The following is a 22926-nucleotide window of genomic DNA, read 5'->3' on the forward strand; positions in this document are numbered from 1 at the left end:
TGCCGTCAAGGCCAAGCTGCGCGAACTGTATGGCGACCTGGTCTCGTTTCCCTAGGGCGTGTCATTCATCAGATTCACCCCCGCGCCAGTGCGCCCCGGCAGGCCAATCTAGGCGCACGCCGCCGCCCGTATGTCGATACGGGCAAGGTGGGCAACGACGAGTGGCCTGCCGGGGCACACTGGCCCGAAGGGTTGGGCCCAAAAAGGCTGTGCGCGGCGTTGCAAAGCCTCGCAAGGCATAAAGCCTTGCTGCGTTTTGTGCCTTGCTCACAGCCTTTTTGGACTCCAACGCGGGGGCGAATCTGATGAATGACACGCCCTATGCCCAGACGGCCACGAAATAATCCACAATCAAAGGAGACACGCCATCATGCAGCATGGTGAATACAAGGTACACGGCGGCAAGTTCGTGACCGTCGATCTCGACGTACAGAATGAACGGCTGCACAGCGTGCAGGTGGCCGGAGACTTCTTTCTGGAACCCGCCGAAGCCCTGCAAGACATCTGCGCCGCGCTGGAAGGCCTGCCCGCCACGGCCAGCGTGGCCGACATCAGCACCGCCATCCAGCAAGGCCTGCGCCCCGGAGCCGCCCTGATCGGCTTCAGCCCCGAAGCCGTCGCCATTGCCGTGCGCCGCGCCCTGGGCGTACAGAAAACCTGGCGCGATTTTGAATGGCAGATCATCGAAGCCCCGCCACTCGCACCCGCCATGCACCTGGCACTTGACGAAGTGCTGGGGCAGGAGGTCGCTGCGGGTCGGCGCGCACCCACGCTGCGTTTCTGGGAGTGGAGCACCCCGGCCATCATCATCGGCTGCTTCCAGTCGCTGATGAACGAGGTGGACAGCGAAGCCGCCGCCCAACTGGGGGTGGAAGTGGTGCGCCGCATCACCGGTGGCGGAGCCATGTTCGTCGAGCCGGGTTCGGCCGTCACCTACTCACTCTACGCCCCGGCGGAACTGGTGCAGGGCATGGACTTTGCCGAGTCCTACGCGTTTCTGGACGACTGGGTGCTCAAGGCACTGAATTCGCTGGGCATTGCCGCCTTCTACAAACCGCTCAACGACATCACCAGCGCGCAGGGCAAGATCGGCGGCGCGGCGCAGAAACGCTTTGCAGGCGGAGCCGTGCTGCACCATGTGACGATGGCCTACGACATGGATGCCAGCAAAATGCTCCAGGTACTGCGCATCGGCCGCGAAAAACTCAGCGACAAGGGCACCACCAGTGCCGCCAAGCGCGTCGATCCCCTGCGCAGCCAGACCGGACTGCCACGCGAAGCGGTCATCGCCCGCATGAAGGAAACCTTCACCACCCTGCACGGCGGCACCCCCGGCACCATCACCCCGGAAGAATTCGCCGCTGCCGAGCAACGCATTGCCGACAAATTCAGCACCGCACAATGGCTGCGGCATGTGCCGTAATCACCCGGCTGTTCAGTCAAAAGAACCACCCGTCATTCCCGCGAAAGCGGGAATCCAGTAGCAAGGTATCCAATGGAGAACCAAGGTGTTCTTTGGATACGTCGTCACTGGATTCCGGGTCAAGCCCGGAATGACACAGCTTAAGTAAACAGCCTGTGCCGTAATCAGCGGCCACGCAGGAACAGGCCGTCGAGTTCGCGCAAGGTCAGTTGCCGCCAGGTGGGGCGGCCGTGGTTGCATTGGTCGGAGCGCGGGGTGGCTTCCATCTGGCGCAGCAGGGCGTTCATTTCTGCCACGGTGAGCAGCCGGTTGGCACGCACCGAGCCGTGGCAGGCCATCGTGGAGAGCACTTCATCGCGGGCGCGTTGCAGCACGGTGCTTTCGTCGTGTTGCGCCAGTTCTGCCAGCACCGCACGCGCCAGAGCCACCGGGTCGGCCTTGGCCAGCATCTGCGGCAGGGTGCGCACGGCCAGCTTCTGCTCGCTCAGGCGCGTCACCTCCAACCCCAGTTGTTGCAGTACCGAAGCGTTCTTTTCAGCGGTGGCCACTTCCAGCTCGGTAGCGGCAAAGGTGGGCGGAATCAGCAGCGGCTGGCTGGCCATCTGCCGCGCATCCATCTGCTCTTTCAGGCGTTCATAGACGACGCGCTCGTGGGCCGCGTGCATGTCCACGATCACCATGCCCTGCCGGTTCTGCGCCAGGATGAACACCCCGTGCAGTTGCGCAATGGCATGGCCCAGCGGCAACTCCCCGGCCTCGGCGGTGACAGGCAGGGGGTGCGGGGCGATACCGGAAGGCGCGTCGGCCAGAGGCTCCAGCCGCTCCTGCACGCTCCAGGTGTGGCCTGAAGCAGACTGGCTGGCAGCGGCATATGACGCAGGCACGTCATCGGCTGTATCGGTCAGGCGGTCTGGCGCGGGCGGGTTGCTGCCTTCCCACAAGGCCCGCAAGGCTTGCTGGGTCTGCACAATGCCGGCCCCAAAGCTGTCGCGTCGCGGCAACCAGGCCGGTGGCGTGACATTGGCAGGCCATGCCACAGCGTCGCTGGCATCGGCAGAACCGGCCTGATCGGTGGCAGGCGCGCGCGAAGGAGCCAGCGCGTGCTCGATGGCGTGGCGCACGGCACTGTGGACTTCGCGCCCGTCGCGGAAGCGCACTTCGATCTTGGTGGGGTGGACATTCACATCCACCCGCGCCGGGTCAATCTGCACGAACAGCACATACAGGGGCTGGCGTTGCCCGTGCAGCACATCCTCGTAGGCGGAACGCACGGCATGGGCAATGGTCTTGTCGCGCACGAAGCGGCCATTCACATAGCAGAACTGCTGGTCGGCGCGCGCACGCGATGCCGTGGGAATGCCGGTGCGCCCTTCGATGCGAATGCCACCCGCCTGATAGTGCACGGCAATGCTCTGCTCGATGAACTCCGCACCCAGCACGTCGGCCATGCGGCGGTTCATGGCCGTGTGCGCTGCCGACTCCGTATCAGCGGTGTCGGTGCCGTTGGCGAAGGCATCGACTGCGATGGATGCCTGCCGTGCGGCGGGCAGGCCGCGCCATTGCTGCTGGAGCTTGCCGCCGTGCCAGATGGCAAATTCCACTCCCGGATGCGCCAGCGCGTGGCGGCGCACGGCTTCCACGCAGTGCGCGTATTCGGTCACATCGGCCTTGAGGAACTTGCGCCGTGCCGGGGTGGAGAAAAACAACTCCTGCACCTCGACCGTGGTGCCCACTGCGTGCGCCACCGGCTCCAGTTCACCGGTGACGGCATCGAGCAACTGGCCGCTGTCGGCATCGGCCGTGCGCGAGGCAATGCGCAGGTGCGCCACAGAGGCCATCGCCGCCAGTGCCTCGCCGCGAAAGCCCATCGTCTCGACGGTTTCCAGATCGTGCAGGGAGCGAATCTTGCTGGTGGCATGGCGGCGCACAGCCAGCGGCAAATCGTCTGGTGGTATGCCAAAACCGTCATCCTGCACGCTCACCAGCCGCGTGCCACCGGCCATCAGCCGCACCTGAACATGGCTGGCTGCGGCATCGAGGGCGTTGTCCAGCAACTCGCGCACCACCGAGGCGGGGCGTTCCACCACTTCACCCGCCGCAATCTGGCTGATGAGCGCGTCGGGCAGTTCTTCAATGGGCTGGCGGAGCAGAAAGGCGGGAGTGGACATGCGACAGACGGGGGACAGCAAAAAGCCATTATAGAAAGCCAGTGCTGCCGTGCCCGGTGCGGCACAGGCACAAAAAAAGCCGGACGAACCGGCATTTCTTGTTTTTGCGAACAGCGCACCCGTTTCAAACGGCAGCCTGACCTAGCGCGAGGGCGAGTATCAGGCCGTGCGGTGTATGGGAAAAGGGGTGGAAGCGGTGATGGCGGGCATCGGTAGCTTCCGGTGGGCCAATCAGGCGGCTGCCTGGGACAGGGCCTTGACCTTGGCGGACAGGCGGCTCTTGTCGCGGGCGGCCTTGTTCTTGTGGAAGATGCCCTTGTCGGCAATGGTGTCGATGACGCTTTGTGCAGCGGCGAAGGCGGCGGTGGCCTTGTCCTTGTCACCGGCCAGCACGGCCTTCTCGACGTTCTTCACGAAGGTGCGGTACTTGGAACGCAGCGAGGTGTTGGCGGCGTTCAGTTTGATGTTCTGGCGGGCGCGTTTGCGGCCGGATGCCAGACGGGGGTTCTTTTTGACGGGCTTGGTTGCCATGATTCAATCCTTGGAGTTTGTGGATGTTGTTCGCAAAACCCGCCATTGTAAGCAGTTTGCTTGATGCCGCCAAGGGAAGGGCTGCAAAATGCGCGATGGTGCAAGTCACTCACCGCGTCATGCCGGGCTTGACCCGGCATCCAGAAGCATTGTGCGATCCCGGCTATCGGGGCTTTGAAGGCAAACGTTGCCACTGGATGCCGGGTCAAGCCCGGCATGACGGAATGCTGGGGAAGGTCTGCAAAACTTTTCCGGTAAGCCCGCGTCCGCCAGTGGGATGCAGCACAAGGCGGATTTTGCAGAACGTCCCAAGCGTTTATGCGGTCGATTCGGCAGGTGGCTGAGCCGGTGCGGGCAGGGCATCGATCCACTGGCGCAGGTGCAAGGCGGTGTCGGCCACGCCGGTTTTCTTCAGTGCGGAGAACAGTTTGACGGTGCCACCACCGGCGTGCAGGCGGGTGATGGAGAGTGCCTTCTGCTGTTCGCTGCGGTTGAGCTTGTCGGCCTTGGTGAGCAGCACGAGAAATTGCAGGCCCTGTTCCACGCGCGGGCGGATGATTTCCAGCAGGGCTTCGTCCAGTTCGGTCAGTCCGAGACGGGAATCGCACAGCAGGGTCACGCCCGCCAGATTCGGGCGCGAGACCAGGTAGTTGGCCATGACGCGCTGCCAGCGCAGTTTGTCCTGCTGGGGCACGGCGGCGTAGCCATAGCCGGGCAGGTCGGTGAGCACGGCATCGGCCTGTGCCTTGGGGCCGATTTCAAACAGGTTGATGTGCTGGGTGCGGCCAGGGGTTTTGGAGGCAAACGCCAGTTGGCGTTGCTGGGTCAGGGTGTTGATGCAGGTGGACTTGCCTGCGTTGGAGCGGCCCACGAAGGCGATTTCCGGCAGGCTCAGCGCGGGCAACTGGTGGAGCTGCGCGGCGGTGGTGAGGAAGCGGGCAGTGTGCAGCCAGTTCATGGCCTGCTGGGCGGCCTGGGGGTTGCCGGGTGGCGGGGTCGAAGGGGGGGTGCTGGATGGGGGCTGTGTCATGCCGTGCAGTGATCGCGTCAGGGGGAGGCCGTGGGGCCAGGGCCACAGCCGACCGGAGCGGGGGCGTGGCAGAAAGGATGGGCCACCATTGTAGATGGCTGCGGTGTGTCGCTCAGGGCACGGGCGGCAACCAGAATTCCGGCTGCTGGTAGTGGCGGCGCAGAAAGTCGATCCACAGGCGCACGCGCAGGGGCATGTGCTTGCGCTGCGGATAAACGGCGTAGATGCCGTTGGGCGGGGCATCGTAGTCGGCCAGCAGGTGCAGCAGGCGACCGGCGGCAATGTCGGCTTCCACCTCCCAGGTGCTGCGCCAGGCAATGCCCTGCCCGGCCAGACACCATTCATGCAGCACCTGCCCATCGGTGCAGTCCAGCGCGCCACGCGGTTTGATGTGGATGACTTGCGCTCCCTGCCCCGCCGGGGACTCCTGTGCCGCCACCGGGATGGTGAACGCCCAGCCGCGCGTCTGCGAGGCTTCGCTGGAGAGGGCCAGACACGGGTGCTGTGTCAGCTCCTGTGGGGTGGCGGGCTGGCCGTGGCGTTGCACATAGGCGGGCGAGGCGACGCACAGGCGGCGGTTGTCGGCAATGCGGATGCTGATGAGCGAGGAGTCGGGCAGGTCGCCCACGCGCACGGCGCAGTCGTAGCCCTCGCCCTGCAAGTCCACCAGGCGGTCACTGAGGTTGAGCGAGAGGCGAATCTGCGGGTGTTCGGTATGAAACGCGGGAACCAGCGGGGCCACATGCCTGCGCCCGAACCCGGCTGGCGCGGTGATGCGCAGGTGGCCGGTGGCCTTGACGCTGCCAGCGGTGACGTTGGCCTCGGCTTCGGCCAGATCGGTGAGCAGGCGTTGGCAGTCTTCCAGATAGGCCGTGCCTTCGTGGGTGAGGCTGATGCGGCGCGTGGTGCGCAGCAGCAGTTTCACGCCCAGATGGCCTTCCAAGGCATCGAGGCGGCGGCTGATGATGGCGGTGGCCACGCCTTCGGTACGCGCAGCGGCGGTGAGGCTGCCCTTGGCCGCGACGGCGACGAAGGATTCAATGGCTTTGAGTTTGTCCATTGCAGGCTGGGATTGGGCTAGGCACTGGCGGCGGCACGCTGGAGCCGGTCGCGCACGCCGTTCCACGCGGCATCATCGGGTGGGGTTTCGACCCAGACGAGGGCCACGCCACGCGCATCCAGTTCACGCAGGACACGAAACAGCTCATGGGCAGCCTGGGCGGGGTCGTCGGGCATGGGCAAGTGCGCGATGCCCGGTGCGCGGATGGCCAGACGGCTGCGGGCATAGACGGCCATGTGGCGCGCCTGGGGGCCAAGAATGTCCAGCCCGGCCTGGATGCTCCGGGCATCCATGAGGCGCACCTTGGCATTGGGTGCGTAGTGGGCGGCCAGTGTGCCGGGAGCCGCTGGAGCATCGGTATCGTCGCAGACCGCAGGATCATCGGCAGCCGCCGAAGCGAATGGGTCGGCCACCGGGATGCCGGTGGCAGCCTGCATCTGCGCCGCACCGATGCGGCCTGGGCGCAGGATGGTGGGGGTGGCGCGGGTACAGTCGATGATGGTGGATTCGATGCCCACCTCGCAGGCTCCGCCATCGAGCACCAGCAGATCGTCGCCGAATTCGGCCTGCACATGGGCAGCCAGCGTGGGGCTGACCTTGCCGAAGCGGTTGGCACTGGGTGCGGCCAGCCCGTACACCGGCTCGGGCAGGCGCAGGCAGGCGTGCAGCACCTGCTGGGCGACCGGGTGCGAGGGGCAGCGCAGGCCGATGCTGGCGTGCCCTCCGGCAGCTACACTGGCAACTCCGGCGCGGCGCGGCAGGATGAGGGTGAGCGGCCCCGGCCAGAATGCCTGCATCAGGCTGCGGGCGAAGGGCGGAATGTCGCAGGCAAAGTGCTCGGCCTGTGCCGCACTGGCCACATGGACGATGAGCGGATGCTCTGCCGGTCGGCCCTTGCGCTGGAATATCTGTCGCACCGCCGCATCGTTGCCCGCATCGGCGGCCAGCCCATAGACGGTTTCGGTGGGCAGCCCCAGCAGTGCCCCGTGGCGCAGTTGCTGGCAGGCCTGGTCGATGTGGGAGGTCTGGTCGCCGTCGAGAATCATGGCAGGGGCTTCAGAAATCCGCAGGCAGGCCCAGAATCTGCGCCACCTCGCGGGCGGTGTTCAGAACCTGGGTGGCTTCGCGCGCGGTGATGTTGATGTGGCCCATCTTGCGGCCCCGGCGTGCCTGGGTCTTGCCGTACAGGTGCAGATGCACGCCGGGCAGGGCGAGTATCGCCCCCCAGTTCGGGGTGGTGGGGGTCGTGCCTTGGGCATCGTCCGGGGCAAACCAGAGGTCGCCCAGCAGGTTGAGCATGATGGCCGGGCTGTGCTGGCGCGGCGGCACTAGCGGCAGACCGGCGAGGGTGCGCACTTGCAGGTCGAACTGGCTCAGGTCGCAGGCATCCTGGCTGTAGTGGCCGCTGTTGTGCGGGCGCGGGGCCATTTCGTTGGCCACCAGACGGCCATCTTCCAGCACGAAGAATTCCACGCACAGCACGCCCACATATTCGGTGGCACGGGCAATCGTGCAGGCGGCATCGATGGCCTGTTCGGCCACATCGGCCGCAATGCCACCGGGCAGGACTTCGGTGACGGCCAGAATGCCGTTGTGGTGCAGGTTGCGCTGCACCGGCAGGTGCACGATGCTGCCATCGGCACTGCGGGCGACGATGACGGAGCACTCGAAGTCCAGCGGCAGGCGTTGCTCCAGCACGCAATCGACCTGACCGAGTTGCTCCCAGGCGGCGGCCAGATCGTCCTTGCGCGCCACCGACACCTGTCCCTTGCCGTCATAGCCCAGCCGGGAGGTCTTGAGGATGCCGGGGAACAGCGTGGGGCCGACCTTGGCGAGCGCGTCGGCAGAATCGATCACCGCAAACGGTGCGCAGGGCACGCCGTGGTGGCTGAAATGCACTTTCTCGGCAGCGCGGTTCTGCGCAATCGAGACGGCCACGGCAGGCGGGGCCACCGGGCGCACCTTGGCGAGGGCGGCCAGCGAAGTGGCGGGCACGTTCTCGAACTCGGTGGTGATGGCATCGCAGGCCCTGGAGAGCTGCACCAGCGCGCTGGCATCCGTGTAGTCGGCGCGAATGTGCTGGTGGCTCACCAGCCCGGCGGGGCTGCTGGCATCGGGGTCGAGCACCACGGTGCGATAGCCAGCGGCCTGCGCGGCATGGACGAACATCTGCCCCAGTTGTCCGCCGCCCAGCACCCCCAGCGTACCGCCCGGCAGAACCGGCAGGCAGGCCGCAGACGAAACGGCGGGAGAGAGAAACGGGGCATGGGTGCGATCTGTCATGGCAAATCCCTGGCGGGTGGGCATGGGGTAAAACGGAATGCGGTGGGCACGATGGCGGCTGGCATCAGGGCTGCACGGGCGGCAACTGCATGGCGCGGGCGGCCTCGGTCTGCTGCTGGCGGAACTGCTGCAAGCGGGTGCGCAGCGCACCGTCGTGGTTGGCCAGCAGGGCCACCGCGAACAGCGCGGCATTGGCCGCTCCCGCCGCGCCAATTGCAAACGTGGCCACCGGCACGCCCTTGGGCATCTGCACGATGCTGTGCAATGAATCCACGCCTTGCAGGTGGCGGCTGGCCACCGGCACGCCCAGCACCGGCACTTCGGTCTTGGAGGCCAGCATGCCCGGCAGGTGCGCCGCGCCACCGGCTCCGGCAATGATGGCCTGCAAGCCGCGCCCGGCAGCCTGCTCGGCATAGGCAAACATATCGTCGGGCATGCGGTGGGCCGAAACCACGCGGGCTTCGTGCGCAATGCCGAATTGCTGGAGAATGGCGACCGCGTGCTGCATGGTGTCCCAGTCGCTGCTGGAACCCATCACGACTCCCACCTGAATGTCTGCTGTCATAACGCCTTGAAGGTAAAGAAAACCGCCCGCCTGCAATGCCATGCAGCGCGCCCCGCCACGGGGAACATCCGAATGCTGCACAATCGGGCAGAAATGTCCAAAACCCTGATTTTACGTTGTCTGCACCCTCTGCCCGCGCAGCAGGTGCCGCCAACCCTCTCTGGAGCCAACCCATGATCGATGTCACGATTGAAAACTTTGAAACCGAGGTGATTGCCGCCTCGCTGCAAACGCCCGTGCTGGTGGACTTCTGGGCACCCTGGTGTGGCCCTTGCCGCACTCTTGGCCCGATTCTGGAAAAACTCGAAGTCGCCTATGGCGGGCGTTTCAAGCTGGTGAAAATCGACTCCGACCAGGAACAGCAACTGGCGGGCATGTTCGGCATCCGCAGCATTCCCACCTGCGTGCTGATGTCCGGCGGCCAGCCCATCGACGGCTTCACCGGCGCATTGCCCGAAGGCCAGCTTCGCGCCTTCCTCGACAAGCACCTGCCCCCCGCTGAAGACAGTGCCGAAGCCAACGCAGAGCTGCCCGATGCCGAAGAAGCCGCCCCCGAACTGGACTTGCAGGCGCAACTCGAACAACTGCAACAGCAGGTGCAGGACAAGCCCGACGACGAGCAGGCCCGCTTCGACTACATCAAGCTGCTGCTGGAACTGGGGCTGGAAGACGATGCCAAAGTGGCATTCGCGCCGGTGATCGACCAGGCCAAGACCTCGCAACGCTATGCCGCACTCAAGAGCTGGATGGATGCCCTCGATGCCGCCTACGCCGCAGGCGACCTGCCCGACGCGCTGGCCGCACTGGACGCGCAGATTGCCGCCCAACGCCGCGACTTCGAGGCCCGCTTCCGACGCGCCCAATTGCTGCTGGCCGCCCGCCAGTGGACGGCCAGCATGGACGAATTGCTGGAAATCCTCATGCGCGACAAGGAATGGCACGACGGCCTCGCCCGCAAGACCTATGTGGCCATTCTCGACCTGATTGAGCCACCGCGCCCCACCGTCGCCGAAGGCCAGATTCCCCCCGAAGACCCCACCGTGGCCAGCTACCGCCGCCGCCTCTCCAGCGTGGTACTGAGCTGACCCCATCCCCCCTCTGCCCCACCACCGATGACCCTCCGATTCCCCCTTGGGAGCCTTGTGCTGGCGGCCAGTCTGGCCCTGCCCGCCGCCGCGCTGGCACAGGCCACCGACACGCCAGCGGCAGCCACCACAGCAGCACAGGCCACCGCCCCCACCGAAGCCCCGCCCCCGCGCCTGTCCGACACCGCCGCCAAAGTCTATGGGCTGGCGCGCGACCGGCTGGTGCAGGTGCGCACCCTGCTCAAGGGGCAAAGCAGCCAGAACAGCGTAGGCTCGGGCTTCCTGGTCTCGCGCGATGGCCTGCTCATCACCAACTACCACGTCGTCAGCGGCGCGGCCCTGCAACCGAGCCGCTTTGAACTCATCTACACCACGCTGGACGGTGAAGAAGGCGCACTGGAGCTGCTGGGCTTCGATGTCATCCACGACCTCGCCCTGCTGCGCGTGGTCGGCGAAGGTCTGCGCGGCGTGGAGCCGCTGGCCTTGCGCAGCCCCGACCAGCCCTTGCAGCGCGGCGAGCGCATCTTCTCGCTGGGCAACCCGCTGGACGTGGGCTTTGCCGTCATGGAGGGCAACTACAACGGGCTGGTGGAGCGGGCGTTCTACCCCAACATCTTCTTCGGCGGCTCGCTCAGCGGCGGCATGAGCGGCGGCCCCACGCTGGATGAGCAAGGCCGCGTCATCGGCGTGAACGTCGCCGCGCGGCGCGACGGCGAACAGATCAGCTTCCTCGTACCCGCCGAATACGCCCGCCAATTGCAGCAAAGCCACGCAGGCAGCCCTCCGCTGCACGGCGACATCCACCCGGAAATCACCCGCCAGTTGCTGGCCCACCAGCAGCACATGACCGACCGCTTCCTCGCCCTGCCGTGGCAGCCCTTCCAATCGGCGGGCTACCAGGTGCCCGTGCCGCAGGAAGCCTTCATGCGCTGCTGGGGACGCTCCTCGCCCGAAGAAAGCAAGGGACTGCGCCAGCGCAGCACCCAGTGCAGCATGGACACGCAAATCTTCATCAGCAACCGGCTCTACATCCAGGGCATCGAACTCTCGCACCGCTGGATGGACGGCAGCCACCTCGGCCCCTGGCGATTCGCCAGCCGCTACTCCGACCGCTTTGGCGGGCAAATCCACGGCGCGAAAACCGCCGACCCGCACAGCACCCCGGCGCAATGCCACGAACGCTTCGTCACCAACGGCGACCTGCCCATGCGTGCCGTGCTCTGCATGGATGCCTACAAGAAACTGCCGGGCCTGTACGACATGCGCCTGATGCTGGCCTCCGTCGATCAGGCCGACCAGGGCGTGCAAAGCACCTTCTCCGCCTACGGCGTGAGCTTTGCCAACGCCATGCGCCTGTCGGAATACTTCCTGGCAGGCTTTGCCCGCCAGCCCTAAGGAAGGTCTGCAAAACCCGTTGCGCCGCCCGCATCCCGCCACTGGGCGCGTGCTTACCGCAAAGGGTTTTGCAGACCTTCCCTAACCGAATGCCACCGGCCCCCACCTGCCCATGACCACCACCGCCCTGCCCTCCAGCCCGCCCCCGCTCTCTCCCCCACCCCGGCTGGCCCTGATTGACGTACTCGACCGCGACGGCCGTGCCCGCCAGAGCATCTCCGTCACACGCTGGCCGGTGCGCATAGGCCGCGCCCTCGACAACGACCTGGTACTCGACGACCCCGGCGTGGCCGCGCACCACTGCACCCTCACCCCCCATGCAGAAAAACCCGCCATCGCCCTACAGGTAGGCGACACCCGCAACGGCGTACTGCTGGGCCGCACCCGCCTGGCCAGCGGCAGCGAACACCGGCTGGCACACGGGCAGGAATGGCAGGCAGGCCAGACCCGCCTGCGGCTGCGACTGGCCCAAGGCCCCCTCGCCCCCGAACAGGCCGTGGCCCACGCGGGAGTGGGCGGCCTGCTGTCGGGAACCCTGGCCGTGCTGGCCCTGGCGGGACTGACCGGCATCAGCAGCTACCTGGACAGCGTGCCCGGCAAATTCAGCATCTCGCTGACCAGAGAACTGCTCATCGTCGGCCTGCTGGTGGCCCTGTGGTCGCTGCTCTGGTCGCTCAGCAGCAAAATGTTCCGCCACCAGATGCTGTACTGGCAACACCTGCGCATCGCCGCCTGGGGCACCGTTGCCACCCAACTGGGCATGTACGCGCTGGGCGGGCTGTCGTTCGCGCTGTCCATCCCGATCCTCTCGCGCATCCAGCCCGAGTTGCCGTGGCTGGTGCTGATGGTCATGCTCTACGCCCACCTCATGCGGGTCTTGCCACGCCACCGGCGCGTGGTCGCCGGCACCAGCGTGCTGCTGTGCCTGGGCCTGCTGGCCACCCACCTGAGCCTGCGCCAGCAGGAAACTGGCCGCTGGTTTGCCCCCCTCTACGCCAGCTCCCTGGCCCACCCTGCCCTGCGCCTGGCCCCTGCCGAAGACGTATCCACCTTCCTGCAAGGCGCAGCCACACTGGAAGCCCCGCTGCAAACCGCCGCCCGCCAGAACAACCACACCGACGACGAAGACGAGCTGGAACTCGAAGGCATGGAAGACGGGCTGTAGCGCAAACCGGCATGCTGGCGTTGGTGTGCCCAGGTATCGAGCAGGATTTGCACGGCATCCGGGCGGGTGAATACCGGCAACCACTCCAGCACCGTGCATGTCAGAAAATGCGGTTGATCTGGTTCCAGTATGAGGTATCGGCTGCGGCCCATGCTGTGTCTTGCAGAGACGCTGGAGCGTCTCGGTGGGGTTCCCGCGCGGAAGCGTGGGAACCATCAAACCATCCAAGGGGGCTTATAACCCGGCGGCTTCGCGCAGCACCTGGGCCTTGTCGGTGGCTTCCCAGGTGAATTCCGGTTCGTCGCGGCCAAAGTGGCCGTAGGCAGCGGTTTTTTCGTAGATGGGGCGGCGCAGGTCGAGCATTTCGATGATGCCGCGTGGGCGCAGGTCGAAGTGTTCCTGCACGAGTGCGGCGATGCGCTCGTCGGAAATCACGCCCGTGCCTTCGGTATAGACGGTGACGTTGATGGGTTTGGCCACGCCGATGGCGTAAGAGACCTGAATCTGCGCCTGCCGCGCCAGCCCGGCGGCCACGATGTTCTTGGCCACATAGCGGGCGGCATAGGCGGCGGAACGATCCACCTTGGTGGGGTCTTTGCCGCTGAATGCACCGCCACCGTGGGGGCAGGCTCCGCCGTAGCTATCGACGATGATCTTGCGTCCGGTCAGGCCGCAGTCGCCTTGCGGGCCACCGATGACGAAGCGACCGGTGGGATTGACCAGGTAGCGCGTGTTCTGCAACCATTCCTGGGGCAGTACGGGCTTGATGATTTCCTCGATGACGGCCTCGATGAAGCTGGCCTTGAGTTTGGTGGGCGTTTCGCTCTGGTCGGGGCTGTGCTGGGTGGAGAGCACGACGGTGTCGATGCTGTGCGGCTTGCCATCGACGTAGCGCATGGTGATCTGGCTCTTGGCATCGGGGCGCAGGAAGGGCAGGCGGCCATCGCGGCGCAACTGGCTCTGGCGTTCGACCAGGCGGTGTGCGTAGTAGATGGGCGCGGGCATCAGCTCGGGGGTTTCGTCGCAGGCGTAGCCGAACATCAGTCCCTGGTCGCCCGCGCCGATGTTGAGTTCGTCGTCGGCGGCGGCGTTCACGCCCTGGGCGATTTCCTGGCTTTGCTTGTCGTAGGCCACGAGTACGGCGCAGCCCTTGTAATCGATGCCGTATTCGGTGTTGTCGTAGCCGATGCGCTGGATGGTGTCGCGGGCGATCTGGATGTAATCGACGGTGGCGTTGGAGGTGATTTCACCGGCCAGCACGACCAGTCCGGTGTTGGTGAGGGTTTCGGCTGCAACGCGGCTGTACGGGTCCTGGCGCAGAAGCGCATCTAAAATGGCATCCGAGATCTGGTCGGCGACTTTGTCGGGGTGGCCTTCCGAGACCGACTCCGAGGTGAACAAAAAATCATTGGCCATGCAAAAACTCCTTGGCTGGTGGAACAAAAAGGGCGTTGCCCGAAGCCTCAAGGAGTTCTGGCGAACGCTTTAGCAGTATTTTTTTACGTCGCCCTGCAAGTTGCTCTTTTAACTCGGCGACAGCATCCATTTTAGCCCCTGATTGTATGCCCCTGGTTTTCCGAATCTTGTCACTGTTGCCATTGCGGTTGTTGCACGCGATCGGCTGGCTGCTGGGCTGGCTGGTGTTTCTGGCATCGCCCGCCTACCGCCAGCGTTTCCTGGAAAACGCCCGGCAGGCCGGGCTGGATTTTGCCGCCGTGCGCCCGGCCGTCGGCCACACGGGCAAGATGGTGGCGGAAATGCCCAAAATCTGGCACGGCCAGCCGCAGAAAGTGCAGATCGATGCCACCACCCGCGCCCGGCTGGATGCACTGCGCACGCAGCCGCAAGGGGTGCTGTTCTTCACCCCGCACATTGGCTGCTTCGAGCTGTCGGCGCAGGCGGTGTCGCGCTACTGGGAGGGTGCGCGCGGCCCGCTGACGGTGCTGTACCGCCCGTCGCGCAAGCCCTGGCTGGCGGAGTGGATGAAGACCGCACGCGACCGCTTTGGCGTGGAGGCCGTGCCCACCGATCTGGGCGGGGTGCGCGCCATGCTGAAGGCATTGCGCAAGGGCAGTTCGGTGGGGCTGTTGCCCGATCAGGTTCCGCCCTACGGGCTGGGCATCTGGTCGCCTTTTTTCGGCAAGCCAGCCTACACGATGACGATGGCCGCGAAGTTGATTCAGCAAACCCACCCACTGGTGCTGGTGGCGCGTTGCGAACGCCTGCCACGCGGCGCAGGCTATACGCTGCACCTGGAGCCACTGTCGCTGGATGCCGCTGCCGACACCGATACGCTGGTGGCACAGATCAACCGGGCCATGGAGGCGCAGATTCTGCAAACCCCCGGCCAGTACCTGTGGGGCTATGAACGCTACAAAAGGCCGCGCGGGATGCCCGCCGACGAGGCCGCAGAGGGGGCCGCACCCGACGGAGAGCAGACATGATGGCGCGGCTGGTGATCGGGTTGATGTATGGGTTCGCCTGGCTGCCGCTGCCGCTGCTGCGCGCGCTGGGCTGGCTGCTGGGGCAGGTGCTGTTCGTGCTGGTCGCGCCCCGTCGCAAGGTGGTGCTGCGCAATCTGGAGCTGTGCTTTCCCGAGGTGGCCCCGGCGCGGCGCAAACGCTGGGCACGCCAGAGCTTCGTGTATTTCTGCCAGACCTGGATGGATCGCGGCTGGGTCTGGCTGCGCTCGCCCGAGGTGGTGCGCCGCCGCATCCGGCTCGATGGCGCGCTGGAGCATCTGGGGGATGCCGAAGACTGCGGCACCATTCTGTTCACCCCGCATTTCTACGGGCTGGATGCCGCCGGCACCCGGCTGGCACTGGAGACCACGCGCACCGTCACCAGCATCTACACCACGCAACCGAATGCGGGCATCGATGCGTGGATGAAGGCCTCGCGCGCCCGCTTTGGCGACGTGCACATGCTGAACCGGCGCGACGGCATCCGCCCCATCGTGGCCGCGCTGCGCAAGAAGGGCATTCTGTTTTTGCTGCCGGACATGAACTTCGGCCCGGAAGAATCCATCTTCGTGCCCTTCTTCGGCGTGGCCGCCGCCACCGTGCCGTCGCTGTCGCGCTTTGCGCAACTGGGGCGGGCGCGGGTAGTGCCGGTGGTCGCACAGGTCACGCCCACGGGCTACCATGTGCGAATGCTGCCCGCATGGGAAAACTTTCCCAGCGGGGATGCCACCGCCGATACCGCGCGGATGAACGAACAACTGGAGGGCTGGATCCGCGAGATGCCCGCCCAATACTTCTGGGTACACAAGCGTTTCAAGACCCGCCCGCCGGGTGAGCCGCCGGTGTATTGAACCGCCCGCTGAGGAACACACGAGAACACACGATGGATACAGCCCACTCCCTCACCATTGCCGGTGCAGGCATTGGCGGCCTGAGTGCCGCACTCGCCGCCAGTCAGGCTGGCTGGCAAGTGCAGTTGCTGGAGCAGGCCGCGACCCTGGCGGAAGTGGGCGCAGGCATTCAGCTCGGCCCCAATGCCTGGCACTGTCTGCGCCACTGGCATCTGGAAGCGGCCCTGCGCGAGTGGGCGGCCTTCCCCACCGGCATCGAGACCCGCAGTGCCCGCTCGCACCGGCTGCTGGCGCGGCTGCCGCTGGGGCAGGACATGGAACGCCGCTACGGCGCACCCTATGCCAGCATCCACCGGGGCGATCTGCACCGCCTGTTGCTGGAGCAGGTGCAACAGCACAGCGACTGCCGGTTGCGGCTGGGCGTGCGCGCCCATGCCTTTGCCATCGACGGCCATCGCATCGCCGTGCAGGACGAGGCACAGCAGACGCTGGCCGAAGCCGACGCGCTGCTGGTGGCCGATGGAGTCTGGAGCCGCCTGCGCGAACAACTGCTGCACGATGGCCCGGCCCGCCCCACCGGGCACTGCGCCTACCGGGGGCTGATCGCCCAAAGTGCCCTGCCCGCGTCCTTGCGCAGCCAGTGCGTCACCGCCTGGATGGGGCAGGACATGCACGCCGTGCTCTACCCGGTGCGCGGCGGCGAATGGCTGAACATGGTGGTCATCTTCGCCCTGCCGGAAATCCTGCCCCGGCTGCTGACCCAATCGGCCAGCGGAGCCGCCGCACAGTGCTGGGACATGCAGGCCCCCCAGGCCCAACTGGAGCAATTGCTGCACACCGCCTGCACGCCGCTGCAAGACCTGGTGCAGGCCATCAGCGACCACGGCACGGCGCATGGCGGCGCGCCCTGGCGCATGTGGCCGCTGGCGGGCCGCCCGCCCGTGCAGCATGCCGGGCAGATGGCGCAGGGGCGCGTGGCCCTGCTGGGCGATGCCGCCCACCCCATGCTGCCCTATCTGGCGCAGGGTGCGGCCATGGCCATCGAAGATGCGCGGCAGTTGCAGCAATCGCTCACCCAGCCGGGCCTGCCGGACGTGCCCGCACGGCTGCACCACTACGCACAGCACCGCTGGCAGCGCAATGCCCGCGTGCAGCAACAGTCGCGGCGCAATGGCCGCATCTTCCACCTGGGAGGGCCGGTGCGTCTGGGGCGCGATCTGGCCCTGACCCTGGCAGGGCCACGGCTGATGGACTCGCCCTGGCTCTATGGCTATGGGTTTGTGGCCCATGCCGATGCAACACCTGCCTGACCCGCACGGGGTGGAAAAATAGCGTTACCATTCGCCATCCCTTTGCAATACCGGCATCCCATCGGAACCACCGCCATTTCCCCCAGGAGCACACCCATGAGCATGAAGCTGATTACCGCCATCATCAAACCCTTCAAACTGGAAGACGTTCGCGAAGCCCTGGCCGAGTCCGGCATCACCGGCCTCACCGTCACCGAAGTCAAGGGCTTTGGCCGCCAGAAAGGCCATACGGAACTCTACCGGGGCGCGGAATACGTGGTGGACTTTCTGCCCAAGGTGAAGATTGAAGTGGTCGTGGCCGAAGACGCGGTGGAAACCAGCCTGGAAGCGATTGCCAAGGCCGCCCGCACCGGCAAGATTGGCGACGGCAAGATTTTCGTCACCTCGGTGGAACAGGTCATCCGCATCCGCACCGGCGAGTCCGGCGAGTCCGCAGTCTGAGAACCTGTTCAGTCGGGCCGTGCCGCAGCAGCAGGCGCGGCGATCAGACTGAAGCTGGCGTAGTGATCGCTGGTGTAATAGCAGCGATCGGGCACACTCGGCACGGCACCGCCACAGACGATGCGCCGCGCGCCCCGATGGCGCACACGCGGAGTGCGCACCGTGTATTCGCGGTAGTAGCCGCGCTTTTGCTGGGGCAGCAGGCGTTCGCGGTTATGGAAGGTCGTGCCGTCCTTCTCGTACGGAAACGGCCCACCCGCCAGAATCAGCGCGTAGGTGTCTTGCCCCTGGCGTGGCAAATCCCGCAACAGCAGCACCGGCAGGGCCTCGCTGTCGTGGCGGCTGTCGCGGGCATGCAGTGGCGATGCCAGCCCGATCAGCAACAGGGCACAGCAGCACAACCACTGCCATGCCATATATCGGGGAATTGCAAAAGAAAATCTCATGGGCGGCAATCCTTGCGGTTTCGGTCTGGCAGGCGATTCAGGGCTTGAGCAGCCAGTTCTTGACACGGCGTTGCCATTGCTGGGGAATGGCACGGGCCACCGGACGCAACAGGGGCGCGGAACGCCACACGGTCAGCCGCTGCAAGGCCGCCTGGCGGGTGCGCTGCTCCCGCGTAGTTTCGCGCTCGCCTTCGCCCAGATGCCGACGGTGCTGGTGCACCACCTGTTCGCCACCGCGCTCCTCGCCGGTGCGCAGTTCGCCAGCCACCTGCCGCGCCAGCAGCGGGGCCACATAATCGCGTGCGTAGTCCCAGGCAGGCAGCAGAGCTGCATCCGGGGTATGACCGGTGGGCGGCACGGGCGGCTGGCCTTCAACGTAGTGCTGTGAGCGCACCCGCAGGAAGAAATCCAGCCATGCCTGCGTGGATGTGTCCCAGGGCTGCACCCAGGACCAGGGGCGGTGTTGCAGGCGTTCGGCAAAGGCCCCGAGATCGGGAGCCACCACCGGCAGCCCCGCCAGAAGGGCCGCGCTGAGCGTGTAGCTGTAGGTTTCCGGCCACTGCGCCGGGAACCAGACCAGATCGGGGGCGAGTCCGGCCAGGATGGCTGGCAGACGCGCCTCATCGTACTGGCCGTGGACGTGCAGACGGGTCTGCGGAACGGTCTGCAAATGCCGGTAGGCATAGCCCACCAGATGAAATTCCAGCGGCACCCCGTTCTGACTGGCCAGCCGCGCCACGTCTTCCAGCACATCCGCGCCCTTGATGATGCTCATGGCTCCGATGATGGCAATGCGCAGGGGTGCATCGGCGGTCAGGCGACGCGGTGCGGGCAATGGCAATGGGGTGCGGGGATCGATGTCGGTGTGCACGGCCACGCGCACGTTCGCATCGGGGGCGAAGGCGCGGATGCGACGGGCGGTGTCCTGGCTGGGTGTGAGCACATGGCGCGCGCCACGCAACATGCGGCGGTTGCGCTCGCGCCAGGCCGCCGTGTCGGGTTCGACGGCGGGCGATGGCGGCGGATGCACGCCCCCACAGCATTCACCGTGGCCATCCAGCCCCAGGTAGCGGCCTGCCGTGCCGGTGAGGGTGATGTTGGTGCAGAAGCTGTAGAAGTCATGGGCGGTGAAGTCATAGGCCACGCCCAGTTGCTCGGGCAGGCTCCAGATGCAGTCCGGCTGGCCGATGAAGTGCTGATAGTGCACATGCGCCACACCCAGGGAGCGCAGAATGTCCACGAGCTTGCCCAAGTCCTCGGGCAGGTGGAAGTGCATCTGCCAGTTGGGCGATGGCGGGCAGGCGGGTGGCTGGTCGGGGTTGAGCATTTCCAGCACCACGTTCTGGTCGGACGAGGGCTTGAGGGTGAGGAACAGCACGCGCTCACGCAAGTGCTGCGCCAGCTCATGGACGTGCCGGGTCGTGCCGCCGCCCCGGTTGTGCAGCACCGACAGCACCACCAGGCGTTGGTTCTGGCGGCTGTAAAGTACCCAGTCCACGGCAGCGCGGGCGGCGCGGGCCGGATCTTGCGGCAGGAAGGCATGGACATCGGCCTCGTAGCGCGGATGCAGGCGGCGCAGGGTTTCCATGGCGGCCTGTTCGCGCGGGCTTTTGTGCTCCCGGAAGCTCACGCCACCGGTGTGCAGCACAAAGCAGTCCAGCGCGTGCAGGTTGCGCCAGCCCTGACGGATGGCACGCTGGCAGAAGTCGTTTTCCTCGCCATAACCCTTGCCGAAGTTCTCGACATCGAACAGCCCGACCTCACGCAAACAATCGCGCCGGATGTACATGCAGAAGCCCACGCCGGTGGGCACTTCCACGCTCTGCCCGGCATTGACACTGGCAAAGATGGCATCCAGGCTGGCCGTGGTCTGGCCCGGCGGCAGCGGGTTGTCCTGGCAGAACAGCGGGTAGCTGCAAATGGTGGCATTGGTGGAGAAGGGCGTGACGGAGGCCACGTTCGCGCTGCTGTAGGCGGCCGCGCGGATGCGGTCCAGCCAGTCGTTGGCCACCTCGGTGTCGCTGTTGAGCAGCAGCACGTCGTTGCTGCCGCTGTAGGCCATGCCGCGATTGACGGTGCCGACGAAGCCCAGGTTTTCGGCGTTTTCCAGCAGCGTCAGGCGCGGTTCGGCCTTGGCCTTGTCGCGCAGCCACTGGGTGACTTCGGGTTCGGGGCTGGCATCGTTGATGGCAATCAGGCGGCTGGCGGTGCGGTTGGTGCTGGCCAGCACCGATTCGACGCACAGCATGGTGTCGGCCAGCCCCCGGTAGATCGGCACGATGATGTCCACGGTGTCGCTGATGGGGTCGGGCACCGGCACTGCCACCGGGGTGGCCGCAACCATCGCAGTGGCAGCATCCGCCACAGGAGTGGCGGTCGGCAGTGCCGCCGTGGCACCATCGCCACGGCCTGCACTGACGGGGAAATCTTGCGGCAATTGCGGGTAGTGGGCTTTCTGCCCCAGCAGCCACTGCTTGGCGCGGATGAACGGGCGAGAGTAGCGCAGCAGGCGCGAATTCTCCAGGTTGCGCAGATGCTCCAGCCAGCCATGGAGTTGGCCTTGTAGAAAGTCGCGGTGCTGGTTCAGCTCGCGGATGGTCTGGGCCTGCTGCTCCAGTTGCTGGCGCAGCACCTGCACGTCGTGCTGCTGGGTCGTGTGCTGCTGAAGCAGTTCGTGGCCCTGCCGGGATTCGGTGCGCAGTTGCTGCTCAAGCTGGCTTTGGATGCCACGCTGCTGTGCCAGCGTTTGCTGCACCTCGGCCAGGCGCGCCTGCTGGCTTTGTGCCAGGGCACGCACCCGCTCCAGCTCGCGGGCACGCTCCTGAATACGCCGCTCGGCCTGCTGCGTCAGGAACACCTGGTTCTTGAATGCCAGTTCACGCTGGTGCAGCTCGGCATCCAGCGTCTGGATGCGCAGTTGCAGGGCATCAATTTCCTCCTGGTACGCTGTTTCCTGGGACTGCCAGAGTGCCTCGGCCTGTTGCAGAACCTCGACGCGCTCCTGGGCACTGTGCTGCTGGTCACGCCAGTGTGCGATTTCCTGTTCCTGCTGTGTCACTTGGTTTTTCCGGTCGGTCAGTTCGGCTTGCAAATGGGCCATCTGTTCCTCGGCGTGGAGCCATTGTTCACGCCAGCGGGCAATGTCCTGTTCCTGCTGCTGCCCCAGCTCCTGCTGGCGAGCCAGGTCGGCTTGCAGGCTGTCGATGTGTTCCTGGGCATTGCGCTGGTGTGATTGCCAGCCCACAATGTCCTGCTCCTGCTGCTGCCCCCGCTCCTGCTGGCGAGCGAGTTCGGCTTGCAGGCTGTCGATGTGCTCCTGGGCATTGTGCAGGTGTGCCTGCCAGCCCTCCACCTCCTGCCCCTGCTGGGCCAGTGTGTGGTGCAGTTGGTCAAGCTGCTGTTGCAAGGCCTGTTTCTGCTCCCGCAGTGCCTGCCGCTCTTCCTGCAAAGGCCGTGCCATGTGTGCCAGTGCCAGATAATCGGCAGAGAAGGGCCAGCCCATTTCCACTTCCAGCGTGCAGGCGGCCCCTGCCCCCACCTGCCGCAACACGACATCGGGAATCGGCAGGTGCAGCCAGGGATCCTGCCCGGTCAGCAAGGCCACGGGTGGCCCTGCCAGAGCAGGCAATTGCGGGTTCCAGAGCAGATCGTGGTGGGGCTGTGCCTGCAACGGGGCAATGCCATCCTCGAATATGTCCCACCCCCACAGCCGCTGTCCACGGTCGTTGCACAGCCGGATGGCGTACAGGTGCAGAAAGCCCGGTCGGTCTGCCGGGTCCAGACGCAGGGTGCGCAGGTCTGCGGGCAGGCTCGAGAGGTCGAAGCGCAGGGTCTGCCGCCCCTTGCCGACAATGCCATGCCGGGTGAGCTTGTGGTCTTCGCAGCCGCCCTGGGCATCCAGCCAGTACAGCTGTGCCGTGAACAGGGCATCTTCCTGTGCCGCATGGTGCAGTGCGGTGAGCCAGCGGCTGTTGTCGGGTTCGCGGTCGGCAGGGCTGGCCGTGACGATGAACTGGTAGCTCAGGGCATCGGGCATGGCCAGGAAGTAGCGTGCCACGGCCGGTGGCAGGCGATCGAATTCCAGATGAAACTCGGAATCGACCACCTGACGCTCGATCGTCTCCAGATGCTCCACCTGCCAATGCGCATCGGTGAGAAAACGCAGCAGCGAACGGCGCGTGAAGTGCCGCAGGTGGGTGGCATCCAGCAGCCCCTCCTCCCGGTAACGGAATTCGCCCAGCACCAGTTCGGCGGCCAGTCCGGCATAGCCGGTATTGGGAATGGAAATCAGCAGCTTGCCGCCCGGCTTGAGCAGGCGACGGATGGCCTGCAAGCTGTGCTGGGGCGTGCGCAAATGCTCCAACACATCGGCGCAGACGATGGCATCGTACTGGCGCGGGGCAAAGAGCTGCGGCAGATCGGCAGTTTCCAGGTCGGCCACCACAACCTTGCGATAATAGGCGCGGGCCATCTCTGCTTCGCCGTGGTTGAGGGTCAGGCCATCGACACGACACTGCTTGCGCCGCGTCAGGTATTGCCCCAGGGCACCGCTGCCGCACCCCAGGTCGAGCACGTCCGAGTCTGCCGCGATGGTCTGCACCAGCACCAGAAGCGAGGTACGCTCACCTTCTTCGATGCGGCGGAAATAGATATGCTGGTCGCTTTGGGAAGTCATCATTGGGGTCGGAAACCATCACAGAGTCAGCGCGAG

19 protein-coding genes are annotated in these 22926 nt (G+C 65.9%); 8 read left to right on the forward strand and 11 right to left on the reverse strand.

Annotated elements, in window-relative coordinates; all coding sequences use genetic code 11:
• Nucleotides 1-709 precede the first annotated feature (709 nt).
• The gene (locus BUE21_RS10555; RefSeq protein WP_234971126.1) at nt 710-1423 is read left to right on the forward strand and encodes a lipoate--protein ligase family protein; all 714 of its coding nucleotides are present in this window, start codon (nt 710-712) and stop codon (nt 1421-1423) included.
• A 164-nt stretch (nt 1424-1587) separates the two neighbouring features.
• Here BUE21_RS10555 and mutL read toward each other — a convergent pair whose 3' ends face one another.
• From mutL to purE, 7 genes are all read right to left on the reverse strand, one after another.
• Nucleotides 1588-3591 (reverse strand): DNA mismatch repair endonuclease MutL, encoded by a 2004-nt coding sequence (mutL, locus tag BUE21_RS10560; RefSeq protein WP_073356641.1) that lies wholly within the window; start codon nt 3589-3591, stop codon nt 1588-1590.
• Nucleotides 3592-3822: 231 nt separating this feature from the next.
• A complete protein-coding gene (gene rpsT, locus BUE21_RS10565) occupies nt 3823-4122 on the reverse strand; it encodes a 30S ribosomal protein S20 (protein WP_073356642.1) in 300 nt (99 codons plus the stop codon).
• 316 nt (nt 4123-4438) lie between these two features.
• Complete coding sequence (gene yihA / locus BUE21_RS10570) at nt 4439-5152, reverse strand: ribosome biogenesis GTP-binding protein YihA/YsxC (RefSeq protein ID WP_073356643.1); 714 nt, start codon at nt 5150-5152, stop codon at nt 4439-4441.
• Nucleotides 5153-5264: 112 nt separating this feature from the next.
• Nucleotides 5265-6212 (reverse strand): LysR family transcriptional regulator, encoded by a 948-nt coding sequence (locus BUE21_RS10575; RefSeq protein WP_073356644.1) that lies wholly within the window; start codon nt 6210-6212, stop codon nt 5265-5267.
• Between the two features lie 17 nt (nt 6213-6229).
• The gene (locus BUE21_RS10580; protein ID WP_073356645.1) at nt 6230-7258 is read right to left on the reverse strand and encodes an L-threonylcarbamoyladenylate synthase; all 1029 of its coding nucleotides are present in this window, start codon (nt 7256-7258) and stop codon (nt 6230-6232) included.
• 10 nt (nt 7259-7268) lie between these two features.
• Nucleotides 7269-8495: a 5-(carboxyamino)imidazole ribonucleotide synthase gene (locus BUE21_RS10585; protein WP_073356663.1), complete on the reverse strand. Its 1227-nt coding sequence runs from the start codon at nt 8493-8495 to the stop codon at nt 7269-7271.
• A gap of 64 nt (nt 8496-8559) precedes the next feature.
• The gene (gene purE, locus BUE21_RS10590) at nt 8560-9060 is read right to left on the reverse strand and encodes a 5-(carboxyamino)imidazole ribonucleotide mutase (protein WP_073356646.1); all 501 of its coding nucleotides are present in this window, start codon (nt 9058-9060) and stop codon (nt 8560-8562) included.
• Between the two features lie 173 nt (nt 9061-9233).
• Between purE and BUE21_RS10595 the strand changes: the two genes are divergently transcribed.
• From BUE21_RS10595 to BUE21_RS10605, 3 genes are all read left to right on the forward strand, one after another.
• On the forward strand, nt 9234-10145 hold the full coding sequence (locus BUE21_RS10595) for a tetratricopeptide repeat protein (protein WP_073356664.1): 912 nt from the start codon (nt 9234-9236) through the stop codon (nt 10143-10145).
• A gap of 27 nt (nt 10146-10172) precedes the next feature.
• The gene (locus tag BUE21_RS10600) at nt 10173-11540 is read left to right on the forward strand and encodes a S1C family serine protease (protein WP_073356647.1); all 1368 of its coding nucleotides are present in this window, start codon (nt 10173-10175) and stop codon (nt 11538-11540) included.
• Between the two features lie 112 nt (nt 11541-11652).
• Entirely contained in the window at nt 11653-12705 is a 1053-nt protein-coding gene (locus tag BUE21_RS10605) for an FHA domain-containing protein (RefSeq protein WP_073356648.1), read from the forward strand.
• Between the two features lie 234 nt (nt 12706-12939).
• Here the strand turns inward: BUE21_RS10605 and metK are convergent, their stop codons facing one another.
• Together metK and BUE21_RS14715 are read right to left on the reverse strand one after the other, a co-directional pair.
• Nucleotides 12940-14121 (reverse strand): methionine adenosyltransferase, encoded by a 1182-nt coding sequence (gene metK, locus BUE21_RS10615; RefSeq protein WP_073356649.1) that lies wholly within the window; start codon nt 14119-14121, stop codon nt 12940-12942.
• Nucleotides 14111-14251, reverse strand: a complete 141-nt coding sequence (locus tag BUE21_RS14715; protein WP_159435851.1) for a hypothetical protein — start codon at nt 14249-14251, stop codon at nt 14111-14113. The genes metK and BUE21_RS14715 overlap by 11 nt, the downstream gene beginning before the upstream one ends.
• A gap of 16 nt (nt 14252-14267) precedes the next feature.
• Here BUE21_RS14715 and BUE21_RS10620 point away from each other — a divergent pair, with 16 nt between their 5' ends.
• From BUE21_RS10620 to BUE21_RS10635, 4 genes are all read left to right on the forward strand, one after another.
• Nucleotides 14268-15149 (forward strand): lysophospholipid acyltransferase family protein, encoded by an 882-nt coding sequence (locus BUE21_RS10620; protein ID WP_073356650.1) that lies wholly within the window; start codon nt 14268-14270, stop codon nt 15147-15149.
• Entirely contained in the window at nt 15146-16018 is an 873-nt protein-coding gene (locus BUE21_RS10625) for a lysophospholipid acyltransferase family protein (RefSeq protein ID WP_073356651.1), read from the forward strand. The genes BUE21_RS10620 and BUE21_RS10625 overlap by 4 nt, the downstream gene beginning before the upstream one ends.
• 32 nt (nt 16019-16050) lie before the next feature.
• Nucleotides 16051-17328, forward strand: a complete 1278-nt coding sequence (locus BUE21_RS10630) for an FAD-dependent monooxygenase (RefSeq protein ID WP_073356652.1) — start codon at nt 16051-16053, stop codon at nt 17326-17328.
• A 102-nt stretch (nt 17329-17430) separates the two neighbouring features.
• Nucleotides 17431-17769 (forward strand): P-II family nitrogen regulator, encoded by a 339-nt coding sequence (locus BUE21_RS10635; RefSeq protein WP_073356665.1) that lies wholly within the window; start codon nt 17431-17433, stop codon nt 17767-17769.
• An 8-nt stretch (nt 17770-17777) separates the two neighbouring features.
• On the opposite strand, the gene BUE21_RS10640 is transcribed toward BUE21_RS10635, so the two are convergent.
• Together BUE21_RS10640 and BUE21_RS14240 are read right to left on the reverse strand one after the other, a co-directional pair.
• On the reverse strand, nt 17778-18215 hold the full coding sequence (locus BUE21_RS10640; RefSeq protein WP_073356653.1) for a guanyl-specific ribonuclease: 438 nt from the start codon (nt 18213-18215) through the stop codon (nt 17778-17780).
• 37 nt (nt 18216-18252) lie between these two features.
• A complete protein-coding gene (locus BUE21_RS14240) occupies nt 18253-22893 on the reverse strand; it encodes a methyltransferase domain-containing protein (RefSeq protein WP_084523185.1) in 4641 nt (1546 codons plus the stop codon).
• Nucleotides 22894-22926: the final 33 nt, after the last annotated feature.

The organism is Lampropedia hyalina DSM 16112 (assembly GCF_900129055.1).
Lineage (GTDB): Bacteria > Pseudomonadota > Gammaproteobacteria > Burkholderiales > Burkholderiaceae_C > Lampropedia > Lampropedia hyalina.

Excerpts from the sequence above, each read along its gene's own strand:
- BUE21_RS10555 (WP_234971126.1), top strand. The coding sequence starts at position 710 with ATGCACCTGGCACTTGACGAAGTGCTGGGGCAGGAGGTCGCTGCGGGT.
- mutL (WP_073356641.1), bottom strand. The coding sequence starts at position 3,591 with ATGTCCACTCCCGCCTTTCTGCTCCGCCAGCCCATTGAAGAACTGCCC.
- rpsT (WP_073356642.1), bottom strand. The coding sequence starts at position 4,122 with ATGGCAACCAAGCCCGTCAAAAAGAACCCCCGTCTGGCATCCGGCCGC.
- yihA (WP_073356643.1), bottom strand. The coding sequence starts at position 5,152 with ATGACACAGCCCCCATCCAGCACCCCCCCTTCGACCCCGCCACCCGGC.
- BUE21_RS10575 (WP_073356644.1), bottom strand. The coding sequence starts at position 6,212 with ATGGACAAACTCAAAGCCATTGAATCCTTCGTCGCCGTCGCGGCCAAG.
- BUE21_RS10580 (WP_073356645.1), bottom strand. The coding sequence starts at position 7,258 with ATGATTCTCGACGGCGACCAGACCTCCCACATCGACCAGGCCTGCCAG.
- BUE21_RS10585 (WP_073356663.1), bottom strand. The coding sequence starts at position 8,495 with ATGACAGATCGCACCCATGCCCCGTTTCTCTCTCCCGCCGTTTCGTCT.
- purE (WP_073356646.1), bottom strand. The coding sequence starts at position 9,060 with ATGACAGCAGACATTCAGGTGGGAGTCGTGATGGGTTCCAGCAGCGAC.
- BUE21_RS10595 (WP_073356664.1), top strand. The coding sequence starts at position 9,234 with ATGATCGATGTCACGATTGAAAACTTTGAAACCGAGGTGATTGCCGCC.
- BUE21_RS10600 (WP_073356647.1), top strand. The coding sequence starts at position 10,173 with ATGACCCTCCGATTCCCCCTTGGGAGCCTTGTGCTGGCGGCCAGTCTG.
- BUE21_RS10605 (WP_073356648.1), top strand. The coding sequence starts at position 11,653 with ATGACCACCACCGCCCTGCCCTCCAGCCCGCCCCCGCTCTCTCCCCCA.
- metK (WP_073356649.1), bottom strand. The coding sequence starts at position 14,121 with ATGGCCAATGATTTTTTGTTCACCTCGGAGTCGGTCTCGGAAGGCCAC.
- BUE21_RS14715 (WP_159435851.1), bottom strand. The coding sequence starts at position 14,251 with ATGGATGCTGTCGCCGAGTTAAAAGAGCAACTTGCAGGGCGACGTAAA.
- BUE21_RS10620 (WP_073356650.1), top strand. The coding sequence starts at position 14,268 with ATGCCCCTGGTTTTCCGAATCTTGTCACTGTTGCCATTGCGGTTGTTG.
- BUE21_RS10625 (WP_073356651.1), top strand. The coding sequence starts at position 15,146 with ATGATGGCGCGGCTGGTGATCGGGTTGATGTATGGGTTCGCCTGGCTG.
- BUE21_RS10630 (WP_073356652.1), top strand. The coding sequence starts at position 16,051 with ATGGATACAGCCCACTCCCTCACCATTGCCGGTGCAGGCATTGGCGGC.
- BUE21_RS10635 (WP_073356665.1), top strand. The coding sequence starts at position 17,431 with ATGAAGCTGATTACCGCCATCATCAAACCCTTCAAACTGGAAGACGTT.
- BUE21_RS10640 (WP_073356653.1), bottom strand. The coding sequence starts at position 18,215 with ATGAGATTTTCTTTTGCAATTCCCCGATATATGGCATGGCAGTGGTTG.
- BUE21_RS14240 (WP_084523185.1), bottom strand. The coding sequence starts at position 22,893 with ATGATGACTTCCCAAAGCGACCAGCATATCTATTTCCGCCGCATCGAA.